Origin of the sequence: Billgrantia tianxiuensis (genome assembly GCF_009834345.1) — a bacterium.
Classification (GTDB): domain Bacteria; phylum Pseudomonadota; class Gammaproteobacteria; order Pseudomonadales; family Halomonadaceae; genus Halomonas; species Halomonas tianxiuensis.
On the sequence record NZ_CP035042.1, the window covers coordinates 4,258,607 to 4,279,918 of the forward strand.

Annotated in this window: 21 protein-coding genes and 1 pseudogene; 19 read left to right on the forward strand and 3 right to left on the reverse strand. The window is 65.9% G+C overall.

The features are described from left to right. Window positions 1-81 precede the first annotated feature (81 nt). Together secD and secF are read left to right on the forward strand one after the other, a co-directional pair. The gene (gene secD, locus EKK97_RS19835; protein WP_159554572.1) at window positions 82-1,932 is read left to right on the forward strand and encodes a protein translocase subunit SecD; all 1,851 of its coding nucleotides are present in this window, start codon (window positions 82-84) and stop codon (window positions 1,930-1,932) included. A 22-nt stretch (window positions 1,933-1,954) separates the two neighbouring features. Continuing rightward, the gene (gene secF, locus EKK97_RS19840) at window positions 1,955-2,881 is read left to right on the forward strand and encodes a protein translocase subunit SecF (protein ID WP_159554574.1); all 927 of its coding nucleotides are present in this window, start codon (window positions 1,955-1,957) and stop codon (window positions 2,879-2,881) included. Window positions 2,882-2,997: 116 nt separating this feature from the next. Here the strand turns inward: secF and EKK97_RS19845 are convergent, their stop codons facing one another. Continuing rightward, window positions 2,998-3,792, reverse strand: a complete 795-nt coding sequence (locus EKK97_RS19845; RefSeq protein WP_159554576.1) for an inositol monophosphatase family protein — start codon at window positions 3,790-3,792, stop codon at window positions 2,998-3,000. A gap of 191 nt (window positions 3,793-3,983) precedes the next feature. On the opposite strand from EKK97_RS19845, the gene trmJ reads away from it, so the two are divergent. The 15 genes and pseudogenes from trmJ (at window position 3,984) to EKK97_RS19920 (ending at window position 18,138) form a co-directional block, all read left to right on the forward strand. Next, on the forward strand, window positions 3,984-4,817 hold the full coding sequence (gene trmJ, locus EKK97_RS19850) for a tRNA (cytosine(32)/uridine(32)-2'-O)-methyltransferase TrmJ (protein WP_234286704.1): 834 nt from the start codon (window positions 3,984-3,986) through the stop codon (window positions 4,815-4,817). Between the two features lie 102 nt (window positions 4,818-4,919). After that, complete coding sequence (cysE, locus tag EKK97_RS19855) at window positions 4,920-5,789, forward strand: serine O-acetyltransferase (RefSeq protein WP_159554578.1); 870 nt, start codon at window positions 4,920-4,922, stop codon at window positions 5,787-5,789. A 129-nt stretch (window positions 5,790-5,918) separates the two neighbouring features. Next, window positions 5,919-6,389 (forward strand): Fe-S cluster assembly transcriptional regulator IscR, encoded by a 471-nt coding sequence (gene iscR / locus EKK97_RS19860; RefSeq protein ID WP_159554580.1) that lies wholly within the window; start codon window positions 5,919-5,921, stop codon window positions 6,387-6,389. A 38-nt stretch (window positions 6,390-6,427) separates the two neighbouring features. Next, complete coding sequence (locus EKK97_RS19865; RefSeq protein WP_159554582.1) at window positions 6,428-7,576, forward strand: aminotransferase class V-fold PLP-dependent enzyme; 1,149 nt, start codon at window positions 6,428-6,430, stop codon at window positions 7,574-7,576. A 56-nt stretch (window positions 7,577-7,632) separates the two neighbouring features. Further along, a pseudogene (locus tag EKK97_RS19870) lies at window positions 7,633-7,958 on the forward strand (HesB/IscA family protein). Between the two features lie 229 nt (window positions 7,959-8,187). After that, window positions 8,188-8,613, forward strand: coding sequence for a nucleoside-diphosphate kinase (gene ndk / locus EKK97_RS19875; protein ID WP_159554584.1), 426 nt, complete (start codon window positions 8,188-8,190; stop codon window positions 8,611-8,613). Window positions 8,614-8,689: 76 nt separating this feature from the next. Then, window positions 8,690-9,814 (forward strand): dual-specificity RNA methyltransferase RlmN, encoded by a 1,125-nt coding sequence (gene rlmN / locus EKK97_RS19880; protein WP_159554586.1) that lies wholly within the window; start codon window positions 8,690-8,692, stop codon window positions 9,812-9,814. A 135-nt stretch (window positions 9,815-9,949) separates the two neighbouring features. Then, a complete protein-coding gene (gene pilW / locus EKK97_RS19885; protein ID WP_159554588.1) occupies window positions 9,950-10,675 on the forward strand; it encodes a type IV pilus biogenesis/stability protein PilW in 726 nt (241 codons plus the stop codon). A 30-nt stretch (window positions 10,676-10,705) separates the two neighbouring features. Next, window positions 10,706-11,680 carry a RodZ domain-containing protein gene (locus EKK97_RS19890; protein WP_159554590.1) on the forward strand — a complete coding sequence of 325 codons (975 nt, stop codon included), beginning with the start codon at window positions 10,706-10,708 and terminating at the stop codon, window positions 11,678-11,680. A 5-nt stretch (window positions 11,681-11,685) separates the two neighbouring features. Continuing rightward, window positions 11,686-12,801, forward strand: a complete 1,116-nt coding sequence (gene ispG / locus EKK97_RS19895; RefSeq protein WP_159554592.1) for a flavodoxin-dependent (E)-4-hydroxy-3-methylbut-2-enyl-diphosphate synthase — start codon at window positions 11,686-11,688, stop codon at window positions 12,799-12,801. Window positions 12,802-12,829: 28 nt separating this feature from the next. Next, entirely contained in the window at window positions 12,830-14,140 is a 1,311-nt protein-coding gene (gene hisS, locus EKK97_RS19900; RefSeq protein ID WP_267964090.1) for a histidine--tRNA ligase, read from the forward strand. Between the two features lie 35 nt (window positions 14,141-14,175). Then, window positions 14,176-14,820, forward strand: coding sequence for a YfgM family protein (locus tag EKK97_RS19905; protein WP_159554594.1), 645 nt, complete (start codon window positions 14,176-14,178; stop codon window positions 14,818-14,820). Next, window positions 14,817-15,983: an outer membrane protein assembly factor BamB gene (bamB, locus tag EKK97_RS19910; protein ID WP_159554596.1), complete on the forward strand. Its 1,167-nt coding sequence runs from the start codon at window positions 14,817-14,819 to the stop codon at window positions 15,981-15,983. The genes EKK97_RS19905 and bamB overlap by 4 nt, the downstream gene beginning before the upstream one ends. After that, window positions 15,980-17,383: a ribosome biogenesis GTPase Der gene (gene der / locus EKK97_RS19915; protein ID WP_159554598.1), complete on the forward strand. Its 1,404-nt coding sequence runs from the start codon at window positions 15,980-15,982 to the stop codon at window positions 17,381-17,383. Before bamB ends, der begins: the two co-directional genes overlap by 4 nt. 116 nt (window positions 17,384-17,499) lie before the next feature. Then, the gene (locus EKK97_RS19920) at window positions 17,500-18,138 is read left to right on the forward strand and encodes a hypothetical protein (RefSeq protein WP_422672911.1); all 639 of its coding nucleotides are present in this window, start codon (window positions 17,500-17,502) and stop codon (window positions 18,136-18,138) included. Window positions 18,139-18,153: 15 nt separating this feature from the next. Here EKK97_RS19920 and EKK97_RS19925 read toward each other — a convergent pair whose 3' ends face one another. Then, window positions 18,154-19,020, reverse strand: coding sequence for an ATP-binding protein (locus EKK97_RS19925; protein WP_159554600.1), 867 nt, complete (start codon window positions 19,018-19,020; stop codon window positions 18,154-18,156). A gap of 126 nt (window positions 19,021-19,146) precedes the next feature. Between EKK97_RS19925 and EKK97_RS19930 the strand changes: the two genes are divergently transcribed. Further along, entirely contained in the window at window positions 19,147-19,947 is an 801-nt protein-coding gene (locus EKK97_RS19930) for a M48 family metallopeptidase (RefSeq protein ID WP_159554602.1), read from the forward strand. 35 nt (window positions 19,948-19,982) lie between these two features. Continuing rightward, on the forward strand, window positions 19,983-20,243 hold the full coding sequence (locus EKK97_RS19935; protein WP_159554604.1) for a hypothetical protein: 261 nt from the start codon (window positions 19,983-19,985) through the stop codon (window positions 20,241-20,243). A 29-nt stretch (window positions 20,244-20,272) separates the two neighbouring features. Here EKK97_RS19935 and EKK97_RS19940 read toward each other — a convergent pair whose 3' ends face one another. Beyond that, a complete protein-coding gene (locus tag EKK97_RS19940; protein ID WP_159554606.1) occupies window positions 20,273-21,307 on the reverse strand; it encodes an MDR family NADP-dependent oxidoreductase in 1,035 nt (344 codons plus the stop codon). Between the last annotated feature and the right edge of the window lie 5 nt (window positions 21,308-21,312).

Genomic DNA, 21,312 nt, shown 5'->3' on the forward strand with positions numbered 1-21,312 from the left:
GTCCTTCGCTCCTGGCGGAGCGGGACATACGGCCGCGCTGCCGTCCCGTAGCCTTCTTTACGCAACCTAGGCAGGGCTCCCATGCTCAACCGTTATCCCTTGTGGAAGTATCTGCTGATACTCATCGTGCTGCTCGGCGGCCTGATCTACTCCTTGCCCAACCTCTACCCCGAGGACCCGGCGGTACAGATCAGCAGCGTCCAGGGCGACTCCACCCTCGACGACGCACAGCTCGAACGCGTCCAACGCACGCTGCGCGATGCCGGCATCGGCATCAAGGCCGTGGAACGCGAGGAAGCCAGCGTGCTGATCCGCCTCGACGATGCCGACCACCAACTGCGTACCCGCGACCTGGTTGCCGAACAGCTCGGCAACGACTTCGTGGTCGCCCTCAACCTGGCAGAATCGACCCCTGCCTGGCTGCAGAGCCTGGCCGCCTCGCCCATGACCCTGGGCCTGGACCTGCGCGGCGGCGTGCACTTCCTGCTCGAAGTCGACATGGATGCCGCGGTGACCCAGCGCCTGGAGGTCAACGCCAGCGCCATTCGCGAGCAATTGCGCAGCGAGCGCATCCGCTACCGTGGCACCGATATCGAGGGCCGCACGCTCTCCATCGTCTTTACCAGCGATGAGGATCGCGACACCGCCCGTCGCCTGATCGCCCGCGAATTCCGTGACTTCGACTACGCCAGCGAGCAGGAGGGCCGCGCCTCGCTGCTGGTGATGACGCTGACCGACCAGGCCGTGGCGGAGATCCAGGACTACGCCATCAACCAGAACCTCACCACCCTGCGCAACCGGGTGGACGAGCTGGGCGTGGCGGAACCGCTGGTACAGCGCCAAGGGCCGGATCGTATCGTGGTGGAGCTGCCCGGCGTGCAGGACACCGTGGCCGCCAAGCGCGTGGTGGGTGCCACCGCCAACCTGGAGTTCCGTCTTGAGGCTCGCCCGGATACACCGGACGCCGAGACCGAGTCCTTCGCCTTCCGCAACAACCCAAGTCGCACCGCCGACTTGATGCGCGACGTGATCATCACCGGCGACAGTGTCTCCAGTGCCAACCGTAGCTTCGACGAGAACGGCCGCCCCCAGGTCAACATCAACCTGGACGGCACCGGCGGCACGCTGATGAACCGCGCCACCCGCACCAACATCGGGCGCAACATGGCGGTGCTGTTCATCGAGCACAAGACCCGTGATCGCGTGGTGATGGAAGATGGCGAGGAAGTCACGGTACGCGAGCCCTATACTGAACGCGGCCTGATCAGCCTGGCCACCATCCAGAGCGCACTGGGCAACAGCTTCCGCATTACCGGGCTCGACTCGCCCACCGAGGCGGCCGAGCTGGCCCTGCTGTTGCGCTCCGGCTCGCTGGCGGCACCGATCTACTTCGTTCAGGAGCGTACCATCGGCCCGAGCCTAGGTGCCGAGAACATCGAGCGCGGCGTGATGTCGGTGCAGATCGGCCTGCTGCTGGTGGTGCTGTTCATGCTGATTCGCTACAAGATCTTCGGCATCTTCGCCAACGTGGCGTTGGCGCTGAACCTGACCCTGCTGATCGCCGCCATGTCGCTGCTCGGCGCCACCCTGACGCTGCCGGGCATTGCCGGTATCGTGCTGACGCTGGGCATGGCAGTGGATGCCAACGTGCTGATCTTCGAACGAATACGCGAGGAGCTGCGCAACGGCTTGTCGGTTCAGCAGGCGATCCATGCCGGCTACGAGCGCGCCTTCAGCTCGATCGTCGACGCCAACATCACCACCCTGCTGGTGGCGGTCATCCTGTTCTCGATCGGCACCGGCCCGGTCAAGGGCTTCGCCGTGACCCTGTCGCTGGGGATCATCACCTCGCTGTTCACCGCACTGCTGGTGACCCGCGCCATGGTGAACCTCGTCTACGGCGGCAAACCGGTCAAGAAGCTCTGGATCTAAGGCTTACCAACATGAGGTGGTTATGAAGACCCTCGTCAACCGACAGTTCGACTTCATGGGCAAGCGTCGGATCGCCTTCGTGGTCTCCGGCCTGCTGATCCTGGCGTCGATCGTCTCACTGCTGTTCCAGCAGCTGAATCTGGGGCTGGATTTCACCGGCGGCACGCTGGTCGAGGTGCGCTACGCCGTGGCACCCTCGCTCGACGCCGTGCGCCAGACCCTCGAAGCCGCCGGCTTCCGTGACGTCTCGGTGCAGACCTTCGGCGCTTCCACCGAGGTGCTGATTCGCCTGCAGCAGGCCTTCGATCCCGATGTCGGCGACCAGGTGGTCGGCTTGCTGCGCGCCGATGGCACAAGCGTGCAGCTGGTACGCGCCGAGTTCGTCGGCGCCCAAGTCGGCGAACAGCTGCGCGACCAGAGCGGGCTTGGCCTGCTGGTGGCCCTGGGCGTGGTGATGCTATACGTAGCCTTCCGCTTCCAGTACAAGTTCGCCATCGGCGCGCTGCTGGCGCTGATGCACGACGTGATCGTCGTGGTCGGCATCTTCTCGCTGTTCCAGTTCGACTTCGATCTGACCGTGCTGGCGGCGCTGCTGGCGGTAATCGGCTATTCGCTCAACGACACCATCGTTGTCTACGACCGCATTCGCGAGACCATCCGCACCTCGCGTATCGACGACATGCCGGCGATCTTCAACGAAGCGATCAACCTCACCCTGTCGCGCACCCTGGCAACGTCGGGTACCACGCTGCTGGTGCTCTTCGCGCTGTTTTTCCTCGGCGGCGACATGATCCACTACTTCTCGGTCGCCCTGATCATCGGCATCGTGGTGGGGACCTTCTCCTCCATCTACGTAGCGGCGGCCCTGCTGCTCACCGTGAAACTGGAGCGCAAGGACCTGATTCCGCCGAAGAAGGAGGAGCATGAGGAGGAAGAACAGCTTCCCTAGGTAATGGCATTGCAACTTGCTTCGTCCCGGAGCCTTTCCGTGCTTTGGGGTCTGCAACGCAAACCGCCCCCGCAACAGCACTGCGGGGGCGGTTTCGTTTCGGGCTGTGACAACGCTTAGAAATGCGGCTTGAGCTGCTGTACCAAGGCCTTGTACAGGCGTGGGCCGGCGGCCATCAGCTGGCCCTCGGTCTCTACGCTGGGCTGGCCGTCAGGGGTGCCCATCAGCGCCCCGGCCTCCTTGAGCAGCAGCGAGCCGACCAGGCGATCCTGCTCCTCCAACCCCAGCACGAAGACGGCATCGGCGCGCCCCGCGGCCAGCTCGGCCATGTCAAGCAGGCCGCTGCCGCTGGCCAGTTGGGTCTCGACCTGGGGACCGAGCTGCTGAACGAGGGTCAGGTAGGCGGGTAGATGACGTGAACGCTGCCAGCTCTCGGGCAGACTCATGGCCACTCGCGCACCGAGAATGGTGCTGGCCTTGGGTACGCGAATACGCTTGCCGTTGTGCTGGGCACCGCGGCCACGACTGGTCAGGTATTCGTCATCGCTGAAGGGGCAGATCACCACCGCATGCTCCGGGCGACCCTTCACCAGGCATACCAGCGAGAGGGCAAAGCCACTGCCGGCCACGCCGAGGCTGGAGTAACCGTGAAAGGGCTCGATGCGCCATTCGATATCCTGACCTTCGCCTTCTCCGGCGCGGTAGGGCGTGAAGCGGCCGGCAACCCCATGCTGGGGGTAACCGCGGTTGAGCTGACGAACGATCAGCGTTTCGGCATTGCGAGCGGTGTCCTCGAGCAGACGCTCGAGGTTGTGTTCCTCGTGAGCGTTCTCGATACGCTCACGGATGCGCAAGAACTGTTCGGCGGCGCTGCGCGTGGCGCGCAGGGCGAATTGGACCATCGGATGCATGATCGGGCCTTGGAGCGTCGGTGATGTTAAAGAACAGGCTAGTTCGACATGGAGTCCGTATCGCACGAGGAGCTCGGCCGAACGCGTGGCGCGCATCCTAGCAGAACTCCCGGCCCCGCGCCATCGCCGCCGAAGGGCGTGTTAGACTTGGCCTTTTCCGGAATCACCCGTCACCGGCAGAGGCAGTTCCCATGCTCGACCGCATTCGCATCGTGCTGATCGGCACCAGCCATCCTGGCAATATCGGCGCCACCGCCCGCGCCATGCACAATATGGGGCTCGCCGATCTGGCCCTGGTCGCACCGCGCTGCGAACCGCTGACCAGCGAGAGCATCTCGCGGGCCTCCGGAGCCGACCACATCGTTCACACGGCACACCTCGTGGCCACTCTCGAGGAGGCCGTGGCCGACTGCACGCTTGCCGTGGGGGCCAGTGCCCGCTCGCGCACCCTGCCGTGGCCGATGATCACCCCCCGCGCCTTGGGCGAGCGCCTGCCGCAGGAATTGTCCGGACCCGACTCACGGGTGGCGCTGGTATTCGGCCGCGAGGACAGTGGGCTTTCGAATGCCGAGCTGCAGCGCTGCCACGCTCACGTGCACATCCCCACCAACCCCGACTTCAGCTCGCTCAATCTGGCCGCCGCGGTTCAGGTGCTGGCCTACGAGTGCCGTCTGGCGTCGCTCGAAGCCAGCCGCGATGAGCCCGCGCAGGACGAGGAGCCGCAGCAACCGCTGGCCAGCCACGAGGAGTTGGAACACTACTTCGCCCACCTCGAGCGTACCCTGGTCGCCATCGGCTTCCATGATCCAGCCCTGCCGCGCCAGTTGATGGCCCGGCTGCGCCGCTTCACCCTGCGTGCCCGGCCGGAGCGCATGGAACTCAACATCCTGCGCGGCATCCTGTCGGCCACGGAAAAGTGCGCCGCCACGCCAGGGGCGGATATCATGGAGGCGAGCGCCAAGGAACAGGAGTGTCGCAACGGTGGAATGGATAGCAGCACCAGCCGTTCGGGCTCCGAGCGGTAGACGCCTTGAACGTTGCCCGCTGCGTCCCCATATGGTCAAACTACCGTTACATGAAGGTTTTCCCGCCGCCCAGGCCGCCCCTCCGTCACCAAGGACCGCTGCATGTTTCAACGACTGCGCGAGGACATCAATAGCGTATTCGCCCGCGACCCGGCGGCACGCAACTTCCTGGAAGTGCTTACCAACTATCCGGGGTTGCACGCACTGCTGCTTCACCGCCTCGCCCACTGGCTGTGGCAGAAACAGCTCAAGTGGCTGGCCCGCACGCTGTCGACCTTCTCGCGCTGGCTTACCGGGATCGAAATCCACCCCGGGGCGAAGATCGGCCGGCGCTTCTTCATCGACCACGGCATGGGCGTGGTGATCGGCGAGACCGCCGAGGTCGGCGACGACGTCACGCTCTACCAGGGCGTGACGCTGGGCGGAACCAGCTGGCACAAGGGCAAGCGCCACCCGACGTTGGAAGACGGCGTCATCGTCGGCGCCGGCGCCAAGATCCTCGGCCCCTTCACCGTCGGCGCCGGCGCCAAGGTCGGTTCCAATGCGGTGGTGACCAAGGAAGTGCCCGCCGGTGCCACGGTGGTCGGCATCCCCGGCAAGATCGTCAAGCGCGCCGATCCGGACGTCGCCGAGGTACTGGAGGTCGATCCCGAGCGTCGCGAGGCGATGCGGCGCAAGTTCGGCTTCGATGCCTACGGCGTGAGCGAGGACATGCCCGACCCGGTAGCACGCTCGATCCAGGCGATGCTCGACCACATGCATGCCGTGGATGAGCGTATCGAGCGCATGTGCGGCACGCTGCGCAAGCTCGATGCCAGCTACCGCGAGGGCAAGCTGCCGGAGCTGCGCGACGAGGACTTCGCCGATATCCTGTCCGACGTCGACTCCTGCTGCGGCCCGACATCCACCGCTTCCGGCGCCGAACATGACCGGGATCAAGGCGGATCCGAACCTCCTCGGGGGAATGGTTGACCTTGGCAGTCAGGCTTTACCATAATGGCGTACTGAACGACGGCTCGCCGCCAACGGCGAGCGCTCGCTGACCTACCGGCCTGTTCGCAGTGTCGAGGTACGCTTCCCGATGCGCCAGAAGAGCCCGCCATGCGTTTGACCACCAAGGGACGCTACGCCGTCACTGCCATGCTCGATCTGGCCCTGAACGCCGACAAGGGCCCCATCTGCCTGGCCGACATCTCGCGGCGTCAGGAAATCTCGCTGCCTTATCTGGAGCAGCTCTTCGCCCGCCTGCGTCGCGCCGGACTGGTCAATAGCGTGCGCGGCCCGGGTGGCGGCTACCTGCTCGCGGTACCTGCCGCCGATATCTCGGTGTCACGGGTGATCGACGCCGTCGACGAATCGGTCGACGCCACTCGCTGCCAGGGACTGTCGGACTGTCAGCAGGGCGATACCTGCCTGACCCACCACTTGTGGTGCGACCTCTCCGAGCAGATCCGCGGCTTCCTCGACGGCATCACCCTCGGCCAGTTGGTCGAACACGGCGATGTGCGCCGCATCGCCGCGCGCCAGCGCAGCCGCCACGACGACAACACCATCCTGACCTCCTCGCCCTGACACCGGTCGAGGAACAGATTGGAGATTTCCGCGAGACCATGAGCGCCCTCGTCTACCTCGACTATGCTGCCACCACCCCGGTCGACCCCCGTGTCGCCGAGGTCATGCAGCGCTTTCTCACCTTGGATGGCACCTACGCCAACCCGGCCTCGCGCAGCCACATGCTCGGCTGGCAGGCGGAACAGGCGGTGGAGAGCGCACGCCGCCAGGTGGCCGACTTGATCGCCGCCGACCCGCGCGAGATCGTCTGGACCAGTGGCGCCACCGAGGCCGACAATCTCGCCCTGATCGGTTTCATGCGGGCCAACCGTGAGCGCGGCCGTCACTTGGTGACATCCGTCATCGAACACAAGGCGGTGGTGGACACCGCCGCCGCCCTCGAGCGAGAAGGCTTCGAGGTGACCTGGCTGACCCCGGGCGCCGATGGCCGTGTCACCCCCGCACAACTGCGCGAGGCGATGCGCCCCGACACCGCATTGGTGTCGCTGATGGCAGTGAACAACGAGCTGGGTTGCGTGCATGACCTGGCGGCGCTGGCCGAGGTGGCCCATGCCGGCGGCGCGGCATTTCACGTCGACGCCGCCCAGGGCGTAGGACGCATCGACCTCGACGTGGGCCGCCTGGGTATCGACCTGATGTCGCTCTCCGGCCACAAGGCCTACGGCCCCAAGGGCATCGGTGCCCTGTATGTCAGGCGCAGCCCGGACATTCGCATCGAGCCGCTGATCCATGGCGGCGGTCACGAGCGCGGCATGCGCTCCGGCACCCTGGCCACCCATCAGATCGTCGGCATGGGCGAAGCCTTCAGTCTGGCCGGCGCCGAGGGCAAGGAAGACCAGGCGCGTATCCTGGCGCTGAGGAACCGGCTGCTCGATGGGCTGTCGGACCTGGACGGGATACACCGCAATACCGCCATTGAGGTGGCGGTGCCCAACATTCTCAACCTGGCCTTCGAGGGCGTGGATGGCGAATCGCTGCTGATGGCGCTGCGCAGCATTGCCCTGTCGACCGGGTCGGCATGCAATTCCGCCAGCGTCGAGCCATCCTATGTATTAAAGGGTATCGGCGTGCCGCGCTCGCTGGCGCTGGCTTCGCTTCGCTTCAGCTTCGGCCGCTTTACTACCGCAGCCGACATCGATGCGGCGCTCGAGGCCATCCAACACGCCCTCCCGGGCCTGCGACACTAGCCGGCTTCGCGCGCAGCCGATCGCTGTCCAGCCACCTTCGCTGCAGGAGAACGAACATGGCGCAACTATCCATCACCAACGCCGCCGCCGAGCAGATCCAGCGCGTGCTCGAGGAGCGCGGGCACGGCCTGGGCCTGCGGGTCTCGGTCAAGCCCAGCGGCTGCTCGGGCTACAGCTACGTACTCGACTTCGCCGACGAAGCCGCCAATGACGACGTAGTCTTCGAGGACCACGGCGTTACCGTCTTCGTCTCCCCGAGGCGTTGCCGATGCTCGACGGCAGTGAGGTCGATTATGTCTCGGAGGGGCTCAACCGCTTCTTCCGCTTCAACAACCCCAACGTGAAGGACCAGTGTGGGTGCGGTGAAAGCTTCACCGTGTGACCGTAGGGCCGACACACGGGTGACGATTGTTCAACGCCCGCCGACAGCGGTATACTCTGCGCCCATTATCGACAGCGTCGCTGCAGCGCTCTGCCGACCGCTCGAGGCAGGCGGCAGCGAGAACCCGTGAATTTCCTTAGCGCCGCGCCGTACCGACCCCAGCCGGGAGCGGGTGCGGCGTGGCGCTATCGCCATTCGAACCGAAGCCCATCACAACGGAGAGCCCCCCATGGCAACCGAACGTACCCTTTCCATCATCAAGCCCGATGCCGTCGCCAAGAACGCCATTGGCGAGATCATCGCTCGCTTCGAGAAGGCCGGCCTCAAGGTCGTCGCTGCCAAGATGCTGCACCTCTCCGAAGAGAAGGCCGGCGGTTTCTACGCCGAGCATAAGGAGCGCCCCTTCTTCAAGGACCTGGTGGGCTTCATGACCTCCGGCCCGGTGGTGGTGCAGGTTCTGGAAGGCGAGGATGCCATCGCCAAGAACCGTGAGCTGATGGGCGCCACCAACCCCAAGGAAGCCGCGCCGGGCACCATCCGCGCCGACTTCGCCGAGACCATTGACGCCAACGCCGTGCACGGCTCCGACTCGCCGGCCTCCGCCGAGCGCGAAGTGGCCTATTTCTTCAACGCGGACGAGATCTGCCCGCGCTGAGCCAACACGGCCAAGCGAGCACTTCGCGGGGGCACTTCAGCCCCCGCTCTCGTCCCGCCCCGATCTACGTGATGCCATGACCACCACCACCGCCCAACGTACCAATCTGCTCGGCATGACTCGTGAGGAGATGGAGGACTTCTTCCTCTCCATCGGCGAGAAGAAGTTCCGTGCTGCCCAGGTGATGAAGTGGATTCATCACGAGGGCTGCGACGACTTCGAAGCCATGACCAACCTCTCCAAGGCGCTGCGCCAGCGACTCGCCGAAGTGGCAGAAATTCGCGGCCCCGGCGTGGTCTATGAAGGTACCTCCAGCGACGGTACCCGCAAGTGGGTGCTGGAGGTGGAAGATGGCAGCTACGTTGAGACGGTGCTGATTCCGGCCGACAACGGCAAGCGCCGTACCCTGTGCGTATCGTCCCAGGTGGGTTGCTCGCTCGATTGCAGCTTCTGCTCCACCGGCAAGCAGGGTTTCCAGCGCAACCTTACCGCCGCCGAAATCATCGGCCAGGTGTGGGTCGCACAGCGCAGCGTAGGCCCGCGCAAGGACACCGCCAACCGCCCGGTCACTAACGTGGTGATGATGGGCATGGGCGAGCCGCTGCTGAATTACGACAACGTCGTACCGGCGATGAAGCTGATGCTCGACGACAACGGCTACGGGCTATCCAAGCGTCGCGTAACCCTGTCGACCTCGGGCGTGGTGCCGATGCTCGACAAGCTCGGCGACGAACTCGACGTGAGCCTGGCCATCTCGCTGCATGCAGCCACCGACGAGCTGCGCAACGAGCTGGTGCCGCTCAACCGCAAGTACAATATCCGCACCCTGCTGGACGCCTGCCATCGCTACCTGGCCAAGTGCGACGACACGCGCATGGTGACCGTCGAGTACACGGTGATCAAGGACGTCAACGACCAGCAGGAGCACGCCAGGCAGTTGGCCGAGCTGCTGCGCGAGCTGCCGTGCAAGATCAACCTGATTCCGTTCAACCCGTTCCCCCATTCGGGTTACGAGAAGCCTTCGCGCAACCAGGTCATGCGCTTCCAACAATGGCTCTATGAGCTGGGCTACACGGCACCGATCCGCAGCACCCGCGGTGACGACATCGATGCTGCCTGTGGCCAATTGGTGGGCCGGGTGAAGGACCGCACACGCCGCCACGAGCGCTATATCCGCTCGATCCAGATCGACGCCGACTGAAGCGGGGTGTCGCCTTGACTTCAACACGTCACGGCGCTTTGATGGACAGGCTTTTTTTTCGCCCCTGGCCAGCGCCGCTCGGGCGCCAGGCAAGCAACACAACCACAGCCCGACAGGCCCGACCATGAGGATGCCATGACGCGCTTCCCCCATCTGCCAAGCCGACGCATGCCGCTGGTCGCGATGGCGGTCGCTGCGCTGTGGCTTGCCGGGTGCGCCAGTCAGCCCGAGCAGCAGGCCGACACGGATCCGACCGAGGCCTTTACCGATTTGGGCATGGCCTATCTCGAGCGTGGCAACCTGCCGCGCGCCATGGCGGCCCTCAACCGCGCCCTGGAACGCACGCCCGACCACCCCGAGGCATTGCAGGCGATGGCCATCGTCTACCAGCGCCAGGGCGAACAGGAGCGTGCCGACGAGATGTTCCGGAAGGCCATCCAGGCCGCGCCCGGCAACAGCCGGGCGCGCAACAACTATGCCGTGTTTCTCTACGAGCAGGGCCAGGTGAGGCAAGCCTGCGAGCAGCTCGAAGTCGCCTCCCAGGATACCGGCTATGCCAACCGGGCCCAGTTGTTCGTCAATCTCGGCCAGTGCCAGCAGGGCCTCGGCGAAACGGCCAAGGCGAGGCAGAGCCTGGAACGCGCCCGCAGCCTCGACCCGCGCAATCCGAGAAGCTATTTCTCCTTGGCTGAACTCGAGCTGGAGCAGGGCAACCCAGAACGCGCTCGACAGCAGTTGGAAATATTCGTAGGGCTCGCCGGCATGACGCCGGACGCCCAGGTACTGGCCCGGCAGATTGCCGTCAGCGCCCCGAACATGCCCGTCACCCCCGGCACTGATACCCCGCGTGACGCACCTTGATCAACGACTCTAGACGAAGGATGCTCAGCCATGAGCGACAACCACGACATCGATGCCATCGACTTCGCATCCGCGGCCTCCCCAGGGGAGCTGCTTCGCCGTGAGCGTGAAACGCAAGGACTGTCTCGCGAAGAGGTTGCCACCGCCCTGAACCTTCGGCCTGCCGTCGTCATCGGCATGGAGGAGGACAACTACGAGCAGGTACCGGTGGCCACCTACCGCCGCGGTTACCTGCGCGCCTATGCTCGCCTGCTGGGCATCGACGACCGCCCCATACTGCAGGCTTACTCGGCACGCTTCGGCAGTCAGGAGAGCGAACAGCGCGTGACGCCGGTGCAGGTCACTCGACCGCCGTCGCGCATCGGCGCCTGGCTGTTCAAGCTGGTCACCCTGCTGGTCATTGCCGGCCTGATCGGTCTTACCCTGGTGTGGTGGCAGAGCCGCGACGGCAATGAGCCGCCGGCCGTCGACGAGAGCGGCCCGGTTTCGGTGGAAACGCTGGATGGCACCACTACCATCGAGGAGGAGCCGCGGCCCGAGGTCGAGGAAGCATTGCCGCCGGTACCGCAGGAAGGCGTCGATCCGATCGAAGGCGCAACCGCACCGCCCAGAGAGGTCGATCCCGCCGGCGCCGAACTGATCGCGGGCATGAGCGAGGAAGAGCCGATCATGGAGGACGAGGCCAGCGTCGAGGCGCCCGTCGAGCAGCCGATCGTCGCTGAGGACGAGCCGGAAGTCGCCGAGGTGGCACCGCCCACCGAGCGCACGGTGCTGCAGTTGACCTTCAACGAACAGTCCTGGACCGAGATTTTCGACGCCAACAATCGGCGCGTTTTCGTCGGTCTTCAGGAACCCGGCACCACGGCGACCGTCGAAGGGGAGCCCCCGTTCCGCCTGACCATCGGCAATGCCACTGGCGTTGAGTTGAGCTGGGCCGGCGAACGCATCGACCTGGGCGCTCGCGCCGGGGCCAATAACGTCGCCCGTTTCACCCTGGGAGAGTGATGCCTATGCATTCCCCATCACCTATCGTGCGCCGCAAGTCGCGCCAGATCCACGTCGGCCAGGTACCGGTCGGGGGCGATGCCCCGATCTCGGTGCAGAGCATGACCAACACCGACACCCTGGACGTCGCCGCCACCGTGGCCCAGATCCAGCGCCTGGAGGCTGCCGGTGCCGATATCGTACGCGTCTCGGTGCCGACCATGGACGCCGCCGAAGCCTTCGGCCGCATCAAGCAGCAGGTGAGCGTGCCGCTGGTGGCCGATATCCATTTCGACTACAAGATCGCCCTGCGCGTCGCCGAACTCGGCGTCGACTGCCTGCGCATCAACCCCGGCAACATCGGCAAGGAGGAGCGTGTACGCGCCGTGGTCGGCGCCGCCCGCGACAACGGCATCCCGATCCGCATCGGCGTCAACGCCGGCTCGCTGGAGAAGGAGCTGCAGCGCAAGTACGGCGAGCCTACGCCGGAGGCGCTGGTGGAGTCGGCGATGCGCCACATCGATCACCTCGACCGCCTCGATTTCCAGGAGTACAAGGTCAGCGTCAAGGCCAGCGACGTGTTCATGGCCGTGGCCGCCTACCGCCAGTTGGCCAAGCTGATCGAACAGCCGCTCCACCTGGGTATCACCGAAGCTGGCGGGCTGCGCTCGGGGACCGTCAAGTCCTCCATCGGCCTGGGCATGCTGCTGATGGACGGCATTGGCGATACCATCCGCGTCTCGCTCGCCGCCGATCCGGTGGAAGAGATCAAGGTCGGCTACGACATGCTCAAGAGCCTGCGCCTACGCAGCAAGGGCATCAACTTCATCGCCTGCCCCAGCTGCTCGCGCCAGAACTTCGACGTGATCGGTACCATGAACGCCCTTGAGGAGCGCCTCGAGGACATCATGACGCCGCTTGACGTCTCGGTGATCGGCTGCGTGGTGAACGGCCCTGGCGAGGCCAAGGAGAGCGACATCGGTCTGACCGGTGGCACTCCCAACAATCTGATCTACATCGACGGCAAGCCTGCCACCAAGCTGACCAACGACCATCTGGTCGACGACCTGGAGCGTCTGATTCGCGAGAAGGTACGCGAGAAGGAAGCGGCCGAGAAGGACGTCATCGCCCGCGGGGCCTGATTCGTCGTCGACCATCAAGGAGCAGCAGTTGAGCAAGTCCGACAGCACCAAGAAGAAGATCCAGGCCATTCGCGGCATGAACGACCTGTTGCCGGGCCAGTCCGCCCTGTGGCAGTACTTCGAGAGCACCGTCCAGGCGCTGATGAAGCGCTACGGCTATGCCGAGATCCGCACGCCCATCGTCGAGCAGACCGCCCTGTTCGCGCGCTCCATCGGCGAAGTCACCGACATCGTCGAAAAGGAAATGTACACCTTCGAGGACCGCAACGGCGACAGCCTGACCCTGCGTCCCGAAGGCACGGCCAGTTGCGTGCGTGCCGCCATGGAGCACGGCTTGCTGCACAACCAGACCCAGCGGCTGTGGTACCAGGGCCCGATGTTCCGCCACGAGCGTCCGCAGAAGGGCCGCTACCGGCAGTTTCATCAGGTCGGCCTGGAAGCCTTCGGCCTGGAGGGGCCGGACATCGATGCCGAGGTGATCATGCTGTCGGCACGGTTGTGGAAGGAGCTGGGCCTCATCGAGCACGTCACCCTGGAGCTCAACTCACTTGGCTCCAACGAGGCTCGTGCCGCTTACCGCGACAAGCTGGTGGCCTACTTCGAGCAGCATCGCGACCAGCTCGACGAGGACTCCCTGCGCCGCCTGTCGAGCAACCCGCTGCGCATCCTCGATTCCAAGAACCCGGACATGGCGGCAATGCTGGCCGACGCGCCGCGGCTGATGGACCACCTCGACGACGCCTCGCGCGAGCATTTCGAGGGGCTCACCGCCCTGCTCGAGGCCGCCGGCATCGACTACGTGATCAACCCACGTCTGGTGCGCGGCCTCGACTATTACTGCCGCACCGTGTTCGAGTGGACCACCACCGCGCTGGGCAGCCAGGGCACCGTGTGTGCCGGCGGCCGCTACGACGGCCTGGTCGAGCAGCTCGGCGGCAAGCCGACCCCGGCGGTGGGCTTCGCCATGGGCATCGAGCGGCTGATCCTGCTGCTCGAGACCCTGGAACTGGTGCCCGAGGCCGCCTTGGGCGAGCTGGACCTCTACGTGCTGCCCATGGATGATGTCGCCACCGCCCAGGCCATGCTGCTGGCCGAAAGGGTGAGAAGCGAGCTGCCCGCACTGCGCCTGCAGCTGCATTGCGGCGGCGGCAGCTTCAAGAGCCGCATCAAGAAGGCCGACAAGAGCGGCGCCCGGCTGGCGCTGCTGCTGGGCGAATACGAGCTGGCCCAGGGTCGCGTGACGCTGAAGTTCCTGCGCGAAGAACGCGACCAGCTGAACCTAACCCAGGACGCCCTGGCCAAGACCCTGGCCGATCTGGTGGGCAGCGAGCACGCCTGACCGAACCGCATTTTGCCGTGTAAAGGAGACCGCCCGTGGCGGAGCTGAGAACCGAAGAAGAGCAGCTGGAAGCCATCAAGCGCTGGTGGAAGGAGAATGGCACCTCGCTGATTGCCGGCGTTGCCATCGCCATCGCCGGCGTGGTGGGCTGGAACGCCTGGCAGAATTATCAGGACAACCAGGCGGAAGCCGCCTCCATGCGCTATCAGCACCTGATCAACCTGGCCGACGGCGGTAACGTCGACGAGGCCCGCAGCCTGGTGGTCGAGATCACCGACAATCATGGTCGTACGCTGTACGCCGACCTGGCGCGCCTGATCGATGCCCGTCTCGCCGTCGAGGAGGGCGATCTGAGCGAAGCCCGTCAGGTGCTCGAGAGCGTGATCGAATCCAGCGGACGCGACTACGTGCAGGGCCTGGCACGACTGCGCCTGGCCCGACTGCAAGTGGCCGACGGCGATGCCGATGGCGCACTCGAGACGCTGGCACGTGACGTACCCGCCGCCCTGGCCGCCCAGCAAGCCGATGTGCGCGGCGATGCCCTGCGCGCCCTGGGTCGCGACGACGAAGCCCGCCAGGCCTGGCAGGAGGCCCTCGCGGTCGCCGAACAACGTAACCAGCCGATCTATGGCGTCCAGCTCAAGCTCGACGACCTGGGTGTCGAAGAGGCCACGCTATGAAGACGATGAATGCTCGCAAATCCGCCCTCGCCCTGGTGGGAATCCTGGCTCTCGGCCTGCTGGCCGGCTGCGCCAACAAGGCGGAGCCGCGCTACAGCCCCAAGCAGCTGCAGCGCTTCGAGGCCCAGGCCGAACTCGACACCGACTGGCGCCAGCGGGTCGGCCAAGGCCTCGGCCGGGCAACCTACCCCATCGCACCCTCGCTCGACAACGGAGTGATCTATGCCGCCGACGAGCGCGGCCGGGTCATGGCCTTCGACGCGCAGAGCGGTGAGCGTCGCTGGCAAACCGACCTTGGCGTCGGCGTGTCCAGCGGCCTGACCGCCGTGGCCGGGCAGGTCTACCTCGGCACCCGTAACGGCGAGGTGCTGGCACTGAACCAATCCAACGGCGACGTCAGCTGGCGCACGCGCGTCTCCAGCGAAGTCCTCGCTGCACCGCAGCCCAACCAGCAACTGCTCGTGGTCCAGAGCGTCGACGGCGTGGTCACCGCGCTTGACCGGCAGACCGGCCGCGAGCGCTGGGTGCACACCACCACCGAGCCCGCCCTGACCCTGCGCGGCACCGGCACCCCCACAGTGATCGATCCGGTCACCTTTGCCGGTTTCGCCAATGGCCGCCTGGTCACGCTGGACAACCGCAGCGGCCAGCCGCTGTGGGAAAGGCGCATCGCCGTGCCTCGCGGGCGTAGCGAGATCGACCGCATGGTCGACCTCGGTGGCCAGCCGGTACTCACGCCCGATGGCCGGCTGTTCGTGACCAGCTATAACGGTCGTCTGGTCGCCCTGGAAGCGCCCAGCGGCGAGATCCTGTGGGAGCGCGAGCACTCCAGCTACCAGACCCCGGTACTGGTCGGCGACCGCCTGTTCACCGTCAATGAAGCCAGCCACGTCATCGCCTTCGACGCCCGCACCGGCGAGGAAGTATGGCGCAACCGTGACCTCGAGGGCCGCTGGCTGACCTCACCGGCCTTTGCCGACGGCAACCTGGTGCTGGGCGATTTCGAGGGCTACCTGCACCTGCTCGATATCCAGAACGGACGCTTCACTGCCCGCACCCGGGTCGACAGCTCCGGCATCAGCCTACGTCCCGTCACCGACTTCCGCCGCATCTACGTGCTGGCCAACGACGGCCGCCTGGAGGCCCTGGAAATCAAACGATGACACCCGTGATCGCCCTGGTCGGCCGCCCCAACGTGGGCAAGTCGACCCTGTTCAACCGCCTGACCCGCTCGCGCGACGCGCTGGTGGCAGACTTCCCCGGGCTCACCCGCGACCGCAAGTACGGTAACGGGGCGCTCGGCGGCAAGGCCTACACAGTGATCGACACTGGCGGCATCAGCGGCGACGAGGAAGGCATCGACGCGGCCATGGCCGAACAGTCTCTGGCCGCCATCGACGAAGCCGACATCGTGCTGTTCCTGGTCGATGCCCGTGCCGGTCTCCACGTGGCCGACGAAGCGATTGCCAACCACCTGCGGGTCAACCAGAAGAAAACCTGGCTGGTGGTCAACAAAACCGACGGCCTGGAAGAGCATTCGGCCATGGCCGACTTCTGGCAACTCGGCATGGGCGACCCACACCCCATCGCCGCCGCCCACGGTCGCAACGTCACCACGCTGATCGAAGAGGTACTTGCCCCTTTCCCCGAGCGGGACGAAAGCATTCCCGTGGACACCGGCACCAAAGGCATCCGCATCGGCGTCATCGGCCGCCCCAACGTCGGCAAGTCGACGCTGGTCAACCGCCTGCTCGGTGAGGAGCGGGTCGTGGTCTTCGACGAGGCCGGCACCACGCGCGATGCCATCGAGATTCCCTTCGAGCGACGTGGCAAGCCCTATGTGCTGGTGGATACCGCCGGCATACGGCGGCGCAAGAATGTCCGCGAGATCGCCGAGAAGTTTTCGATCATCAAGACCCTGGAGGCGATCAAGGAGTGCCACGTCGCGGTCATGGTGCTCGATGCTCGCAGCGGGCTGGTGGAACAGGATCTGCACCTGCTCGACTACGTGCTGACCACCGGCCGCGCCCTGGTGCTGGCCGTCAACAAGTGGGACGGCCTGGAGAGCGAAGCCAAGGAGAAGATGCGCGCCGAGATCAAGCGTCGCCTGGGCTTCGCCGACTATGCCGACCTGCACTTCATCTCAGCGCTGCATGGCACCGGCGTGGGCGATCTCTACCCCTCCATCGAGCGCGCCTTCGCCTCGGCCAACAGCCACTGGTCGACCAACCGGCTCACCACCCTGCTGCAGGACGCCGTGAGCCAGCACCCGCCGCCGCTGGTGCATGGCCGCCGGATCAAGCTGCGCATGGCCCACCAGGGCGGCAGCAATCCGCCGATCATCGTGGTCCACGGCAACCAGACCGAGGCCCTGCCCGAAGCCTACAAGCGTTTCCTGACCAACACCTTCCGCAAGGTGCTCAAGGTCAAGGGCACGCCGATCCGCTTCGAATTTCGCTCCGGCAGGAATCCCTACGACCCGCTGGCCGGCGCCAGCGACCGGGAGAAAGCCAAGCAGCGCGAGCTGGGGCGCACTCGTGCCGCACGCAACAAACGTCGCTGACCCTTGTCCAAGATGCCCGGCTGCAAAGGCCGGGCCATGATCCTACCGATGGCCCCCCTGGCCGAACTTGTCATCTACCCCGTTTACCGATCTGCCTCGTCCAACAGGAGGAGAGGATGTTCCTGAATCGTGTACTCTCGTTCGTCGTACCGCGCCGTCGTCGGCGCTTGTTCGTCCCGCTCGGTCTCGCCATGCTGCTCAGCGGCTGTCTCGCCCTGCCCCAGACCGGCCTGTTCGCCTTCCGCCTGGCGGTGACCTCCCTGGGCGTGGAGGACGTGCGCATCGGCCCCTACTCGATTCAGGCCGGCCTCGACACCAGCGACATTGCGTCATTGGTGGCCTCGAGCCTGGGCATGGGTAGCCTGCCGGTTCAGGCCACCCTGGCCATGGGCCTGTCACTGCCCGTCGGCATGCCGGCGGTGGAGATGTCGGGTTTTCGCTGGACCCTGGACGTGCCCGGTGCGGAGCCGGTCAGCGGCAACTACCAGCAGGACGTGACCCTGACCTCCGGCGACGACACCAAGCTACGCCTGCCGGTGGCCTTCGACGTGCTGGCCACTGACACTCGGCGCCTGGCGCCCATGGTGGAACTCGCCACTCAGTTGGCCAGCCAGGGCGAACTCCCCGCGGGCAGCGAACTGGCCATCACACCGGGCAGCCTGCGTGGCCTGGGCGTGACGCTGCCAGCCGGGCTGTGGACTCCGACCCTGCGCTTTGCCGTGGGACAGGACGGCGAGCTGACTCCGCAGCGCTGATCGCTCCGTCTTGCGCTAGGTCTCGTGAAGCCGCCGCTGGCCGACCCACTGGCTGGCGAACTGCCAGGCGCCCCGGCCGCTGCGGCCGCCACGCAGGGTGGCATAGCGGATCGCTTCGGCGCGCGCCTCGGCGTTCCAATCCCGCTCGCTACCGAGCTGCGTCACCCAGTGGCAGCAGGCCTCGAGATAGGTATCCTGGTTGAAGGGGTAGAAGCCGAGCCATAGGCCGAAGCGGTCGGAGAGCGAAATCTTCTCCTCCACCGCGTCGCCGTGGTGTAGTTCCTCCCCCACCAGGCGCGAGCCCTCGTTGTCGGCCATGGACTCAGGCAGCAGGTGGCGACGGTTCGAGGTGGCGTAGAGCAGCACGTTGGGCGGCGGTCCGGTGAGCGCGCCATCAAGCACGCTTTTGAGCGCCTTGTAGGCATCGTCATGCCCCTCGAAGGAGAGGTCGTCGCAATAGACCACGAAGCGATGCGGTTGCCGGCGCAACTGCTCGACCAGCATGGGCAGGCCGGCCAGGTCATGGCGGTCGACCTGTACCAGGCGCAACCCTTCCGGCGCCAGGCTGTTGAGCAGGGCACGGATCAGCGACGATTTGCCGCTGCCGCGCGAGCCCCACAGCAGGGCGTGGTTGGCCGGCAGCCCCCGCAGGAAGGCGCGCGTGTTGTCGACCAGCGCCAGTTTCTGGCGCTCGATCCCCAGCAGGTCGTCCAGGGCCAGGCTGTCCCGTGGCGGCACCGGCAGCAGCCGCCCTCCCAGGACATGACGCTGCCACAGGGCGGCCACGTCGCGCTCCCAGTCGACCTCCTGCGGCGCGGGCGGCAGCCAGTGCTCCACATGATCCAGCAGGCGGCTCAGTCGCCTGCTCAGCTCGGCATCCATCGGCATCTCCTTGGGGTTCTCTTGCTCGGTTTGATGTTGACCTTGTTACGGTTCAAGGTATCTTGTGGCGAACCGTCACCCCCCGTCCAGGGTCTCAAGGGATCTGAACGAACGAGGTATCTGAAGATGCGCTGGATTCGCTGTGCTGCCGTGGCCACCCTGGCCCTCACCATTACCGCCTGTACCACCTCGCCGACTGGCCGCCAGCAGTTCACGCTGATGTCCGATGCGCAGCTCAACCAGATGGGCCGCGAGGCTTACGATCAATACCAGCAGGATCTCCCCGCGGCCGGCCAGGCCCAGCAGCGCTACGCCCAGTGCGTAGCCAGTGCCATCATCACCGCGCTGCCGGAGCAGGAGCGTAACCAGGACTGGCAGATCCGTGTGTTCGAGTCGGAGCAGGCCAACGCCTTCGCCCTGCCCGGCGGCTACATGGGGGTCAACACCGGGCTGTTCGACGTGGCCGTCAATCAGGACCAGCTCGCTGCGGTCATTGGCCACGAGGTCGGTCACGTGCTTGCCCGCCATGCCAACGAACGCGTCTCGACCCAGACTTCGACACAGCTCGCGCTGTCGGTGCTGTCGTCGGCCGCCGGCATGCAGGGGCCGGGAGGTGAACAACTGATGGGCGCGCTGGGCCTAGGCGCCCAGTACGGCATCCTGCTACCCTTCTCGCGCCGTCACGAGAGCGAAGCCGACGTCATCGGCCTGCGCCTGATGGCCGACGCCGGCTTCGACCCGCGCGCCAGCCTGGAACTGTGGGACAACATGAGCGCTCAGGGCGGTGCCCGCCCACCGGCCTGGATGTCCACCCACCCCAGTCATGGCCAACGCATGCAGGGCCTGCAGGCCGAGATGGACAACGCCGTGGCCCGCTACGAACAGGCACGGCAGGCAGGGAGACAGCCCAACTGCCCGCGCCCCTAGGTTTTGCTGCGCTTTATTTCGACTTTGGAACGCTGATGCTACGACTCGGACTGCTGCTGTTGATCCTGCCCCTCTTCGTACTGATGGGCGTCTATTTCTGGGAACTCAGTAGCGTGCGCGAGTGCGCACTGATTCAGGACGGCCACTGGGATTATCTCGCGGGCGTATGCCGCGAGTCGCCCCAGCCCTTCGTGCCCTGGGTCGAGCGTCAGCCCTGGTTGGTCAACGGCGGCATGCTGCTGTCGGTAGCCGGCATGGTGATGTGCATGATGGGGCTGTACGTCAAAAGACGCTGAAAGGTTCCTCGTCAAAGACGCTGAAGGCTCTAGGCCAAGAGGCTGCTATCCTCTCTCAGCCATACCACCCGCTTGCCGATGCCCTTGCCGGTGAAAAGACCGCAGAAGGCGCGGGGCCAGGCTTCTAGACCGTGAAGCACATCAAGCGGCGCCACCGGTTCGAGCCCAGCCATCTCGGTCTGGAAGCGGGCCCAATGCTCGGTCTCGTGGCCCGGTGCCACGAAGGGTATGAGTCTAGCACCGACCACCTGCAAGCGAGCCAGGTTGGGCGGCGCCCGGCGCGGTTCGGGGTCGTGATACTGACTGATCAAGCCACACAGCACCACCCGCCCGCAGGGTCGCAGCCGCTCGACGGCCGCCTCGAAGACGGCCCCACCCAGGCTCTCGAAATCCAGGTCGATTCCCTCCGGGGCCGCTTCGGCCAAGGCATCGGCGAAGCCGTCCGGATTGCGATCGTCGAGGGTTGCCGCCACGCCCAGCCTCTCGCGCAGCCAAGCACGCTTGGCGGCGTTGCCGGCACTCGCTATCACCCGTGCGCCGGCCCGATGGGCCAATTGTACGGCCAAACTGCCTACTGCTCCGGCAGCCGCTGACACCAACACCGTCTCGCCGGGCTGCGGCCGGCCATAGTGACGCATGCCCAGCCAGGCAGTGAAACCGGTCATTCCGTGTTCGTGGAGCCAACGCTCGGGGAACGGGGTCGTGGCGGGCAGGCAGAGCGGCAACAGGGCATCCGGCTCGGGCACCCTCAAGTGTACCCGGTCGGCTACCGGCAGGTGACCCACCACCCAGTCGCCCTCCCGCCAGCGCCCACGGCTACGCCGAATACGGGCAAGCCCCCAAGCGGAGAGCGGCGTTCCCGGCCCCCACTTGGCCAGGTAGCCGTAGCCTTCGGGCTGCATGCGGGTGCGCATATAGGGGTCCACGGAGAGCCCGTGCACTTCGAGTTCCACCTGGCCCCACGGGAGCGGTGGCAGTGGCATCTCACGCAGTACGAAATCGGAGGTCTCGGGAATACCCTCCGGGCGCCGCGCGAGATGCCAGCACAAGGTCGAAACAGGCATGCTGC

Excerpts from the sequence above, each read along its gene's own strand:
- EKK97_RS19845 (WP_159554576.1), bottom strand. The coding sequence starts at position 3,792 with ATGCATCCGATGGTCCAATTCGCCCTGCGCGCCACGCGCAGCGCCGCC.
- cysE (WP_159554578.1), top strand. The coding sequence starts at position 4,920 with ATGTTTCAACGACTGCGCGAGGACATCAATAGCGTATTCGCCCGCGAC.
- EKK97_RS19890 (WP_159554590.1), top strand. The coding sequence starts at position 10,706 with ATGAGCGACAACCACGACATCGATGCCATCGACTTCGCATCCGCGGCC.
- EKK97_RS19865 (WP_159554582.1), top strand. The coding sequence starts at position 6,428 with ATGAGCGCCCTCGTCTACCTCGACTATGCTGCCACCACCCCGGTCGAC.
- der (WP_159554598.1), top strand. The coding sequence starts at position 15,980 with ATGACACCCGTGATCGCCCTGGTCGGCCGCCCCAACGTGGGCAAGTCG.
- secF (WP_159554574.1), top strand. The coding sequence starts at position 1,955 with ATGAAGACCCTCGTCAACCGACAGTTCGACTTCATGGGCAAGCGTCGG.
- ndk (WP_159554584.1), top strand. The coding sequence starts at position 8,188 with ATGGCAACCGAACGTACCCTTTCCATCATCAAGCCCGATGCCGTCGCC.
- rlmN (WP_159554586.1), top strand. The coding sequence starts at position 8,690 with ATGACCACCACCACCGCCCAACGTACCAATCTGCTCGGCATGACTCGT.
- iscR (WP_159554580.1), top strand. The coding sequence starts at position 5,919 with ATGCGTTTGACCACCAAGGGACGCTACGCCGTCACTGCCATGCTCGAT.
- ispG (WP_159554592.1), top strand. The coding sequence starts at position 11,686 with ATGCATTCCCCATCACCTATCGTGCGCCGCAAGTCGCGCCAGATCCAC.
- EKK97_RS19935 (WP_159554604.1), top strand. The coding sequence starts at position 19,983 with ATGCTACGACTCGGACTGCTGCTGTTGATCCTGCCCCTCTTCGTACTG.
- pilW (WP_159554588.1), top strand. The coding sequence starts at position 9,950 with ATGACGCGCTTCCCCCATCTGCCAAGCCGACGCATGCCGCTGGTCGCG.
- EKK97_RS19930 (WP_159554602.1), top strand. The coding sequence starts at position 19,147 with ATGCGCTGGATTCGCTGTGCTGCCGTGGCCACCCTGGCCCTCACCATT.
- bamB (WP_159554596.1), top strand. The coding sequence starts at position 14,817 with ATGAAGACGATGAATGCTCGCAAATCCGCCCTCGCCCTGGTGGGAATC.
- EKK97_RS19940 (WP_159554606.1), bottom strand. The coding sequence starts at position 21,307 with ATGCCTGTTTCGACCTTGTGCTGGCATCTCGCGCGGCGCCCGGAGGGT.
- secD (WP_159554572.1), top strand. The coding sequence starts at position 82 with ATGCTCAACCGTTATCCCTTGTGGAAGTATCTGCTGATACTCATCGTG.
- trmJ (WP_234286704.1), top strand. The coding sequence starts at position 3,984 with ATGCTCGACCGCATTCGCATCGTGCTGATCGGCACCAGCCATCCTGGC.
- EKK97_RS19925 (WP_159554600.1), bottom strand. The coding sequence starts at position 19,020 with ATGGATGCCGAGCTGAGCAGGCGACTGAGCCGCCTGCTGGATCATGTG.
- EKK97_RS19920 (WP_422672911.1), top strand. The coding sequence starts at position 17,500 with ATGTTCCTGAATCGTGTACTCTCGTTCGTCGTACCGCGCCGTCGTCGG.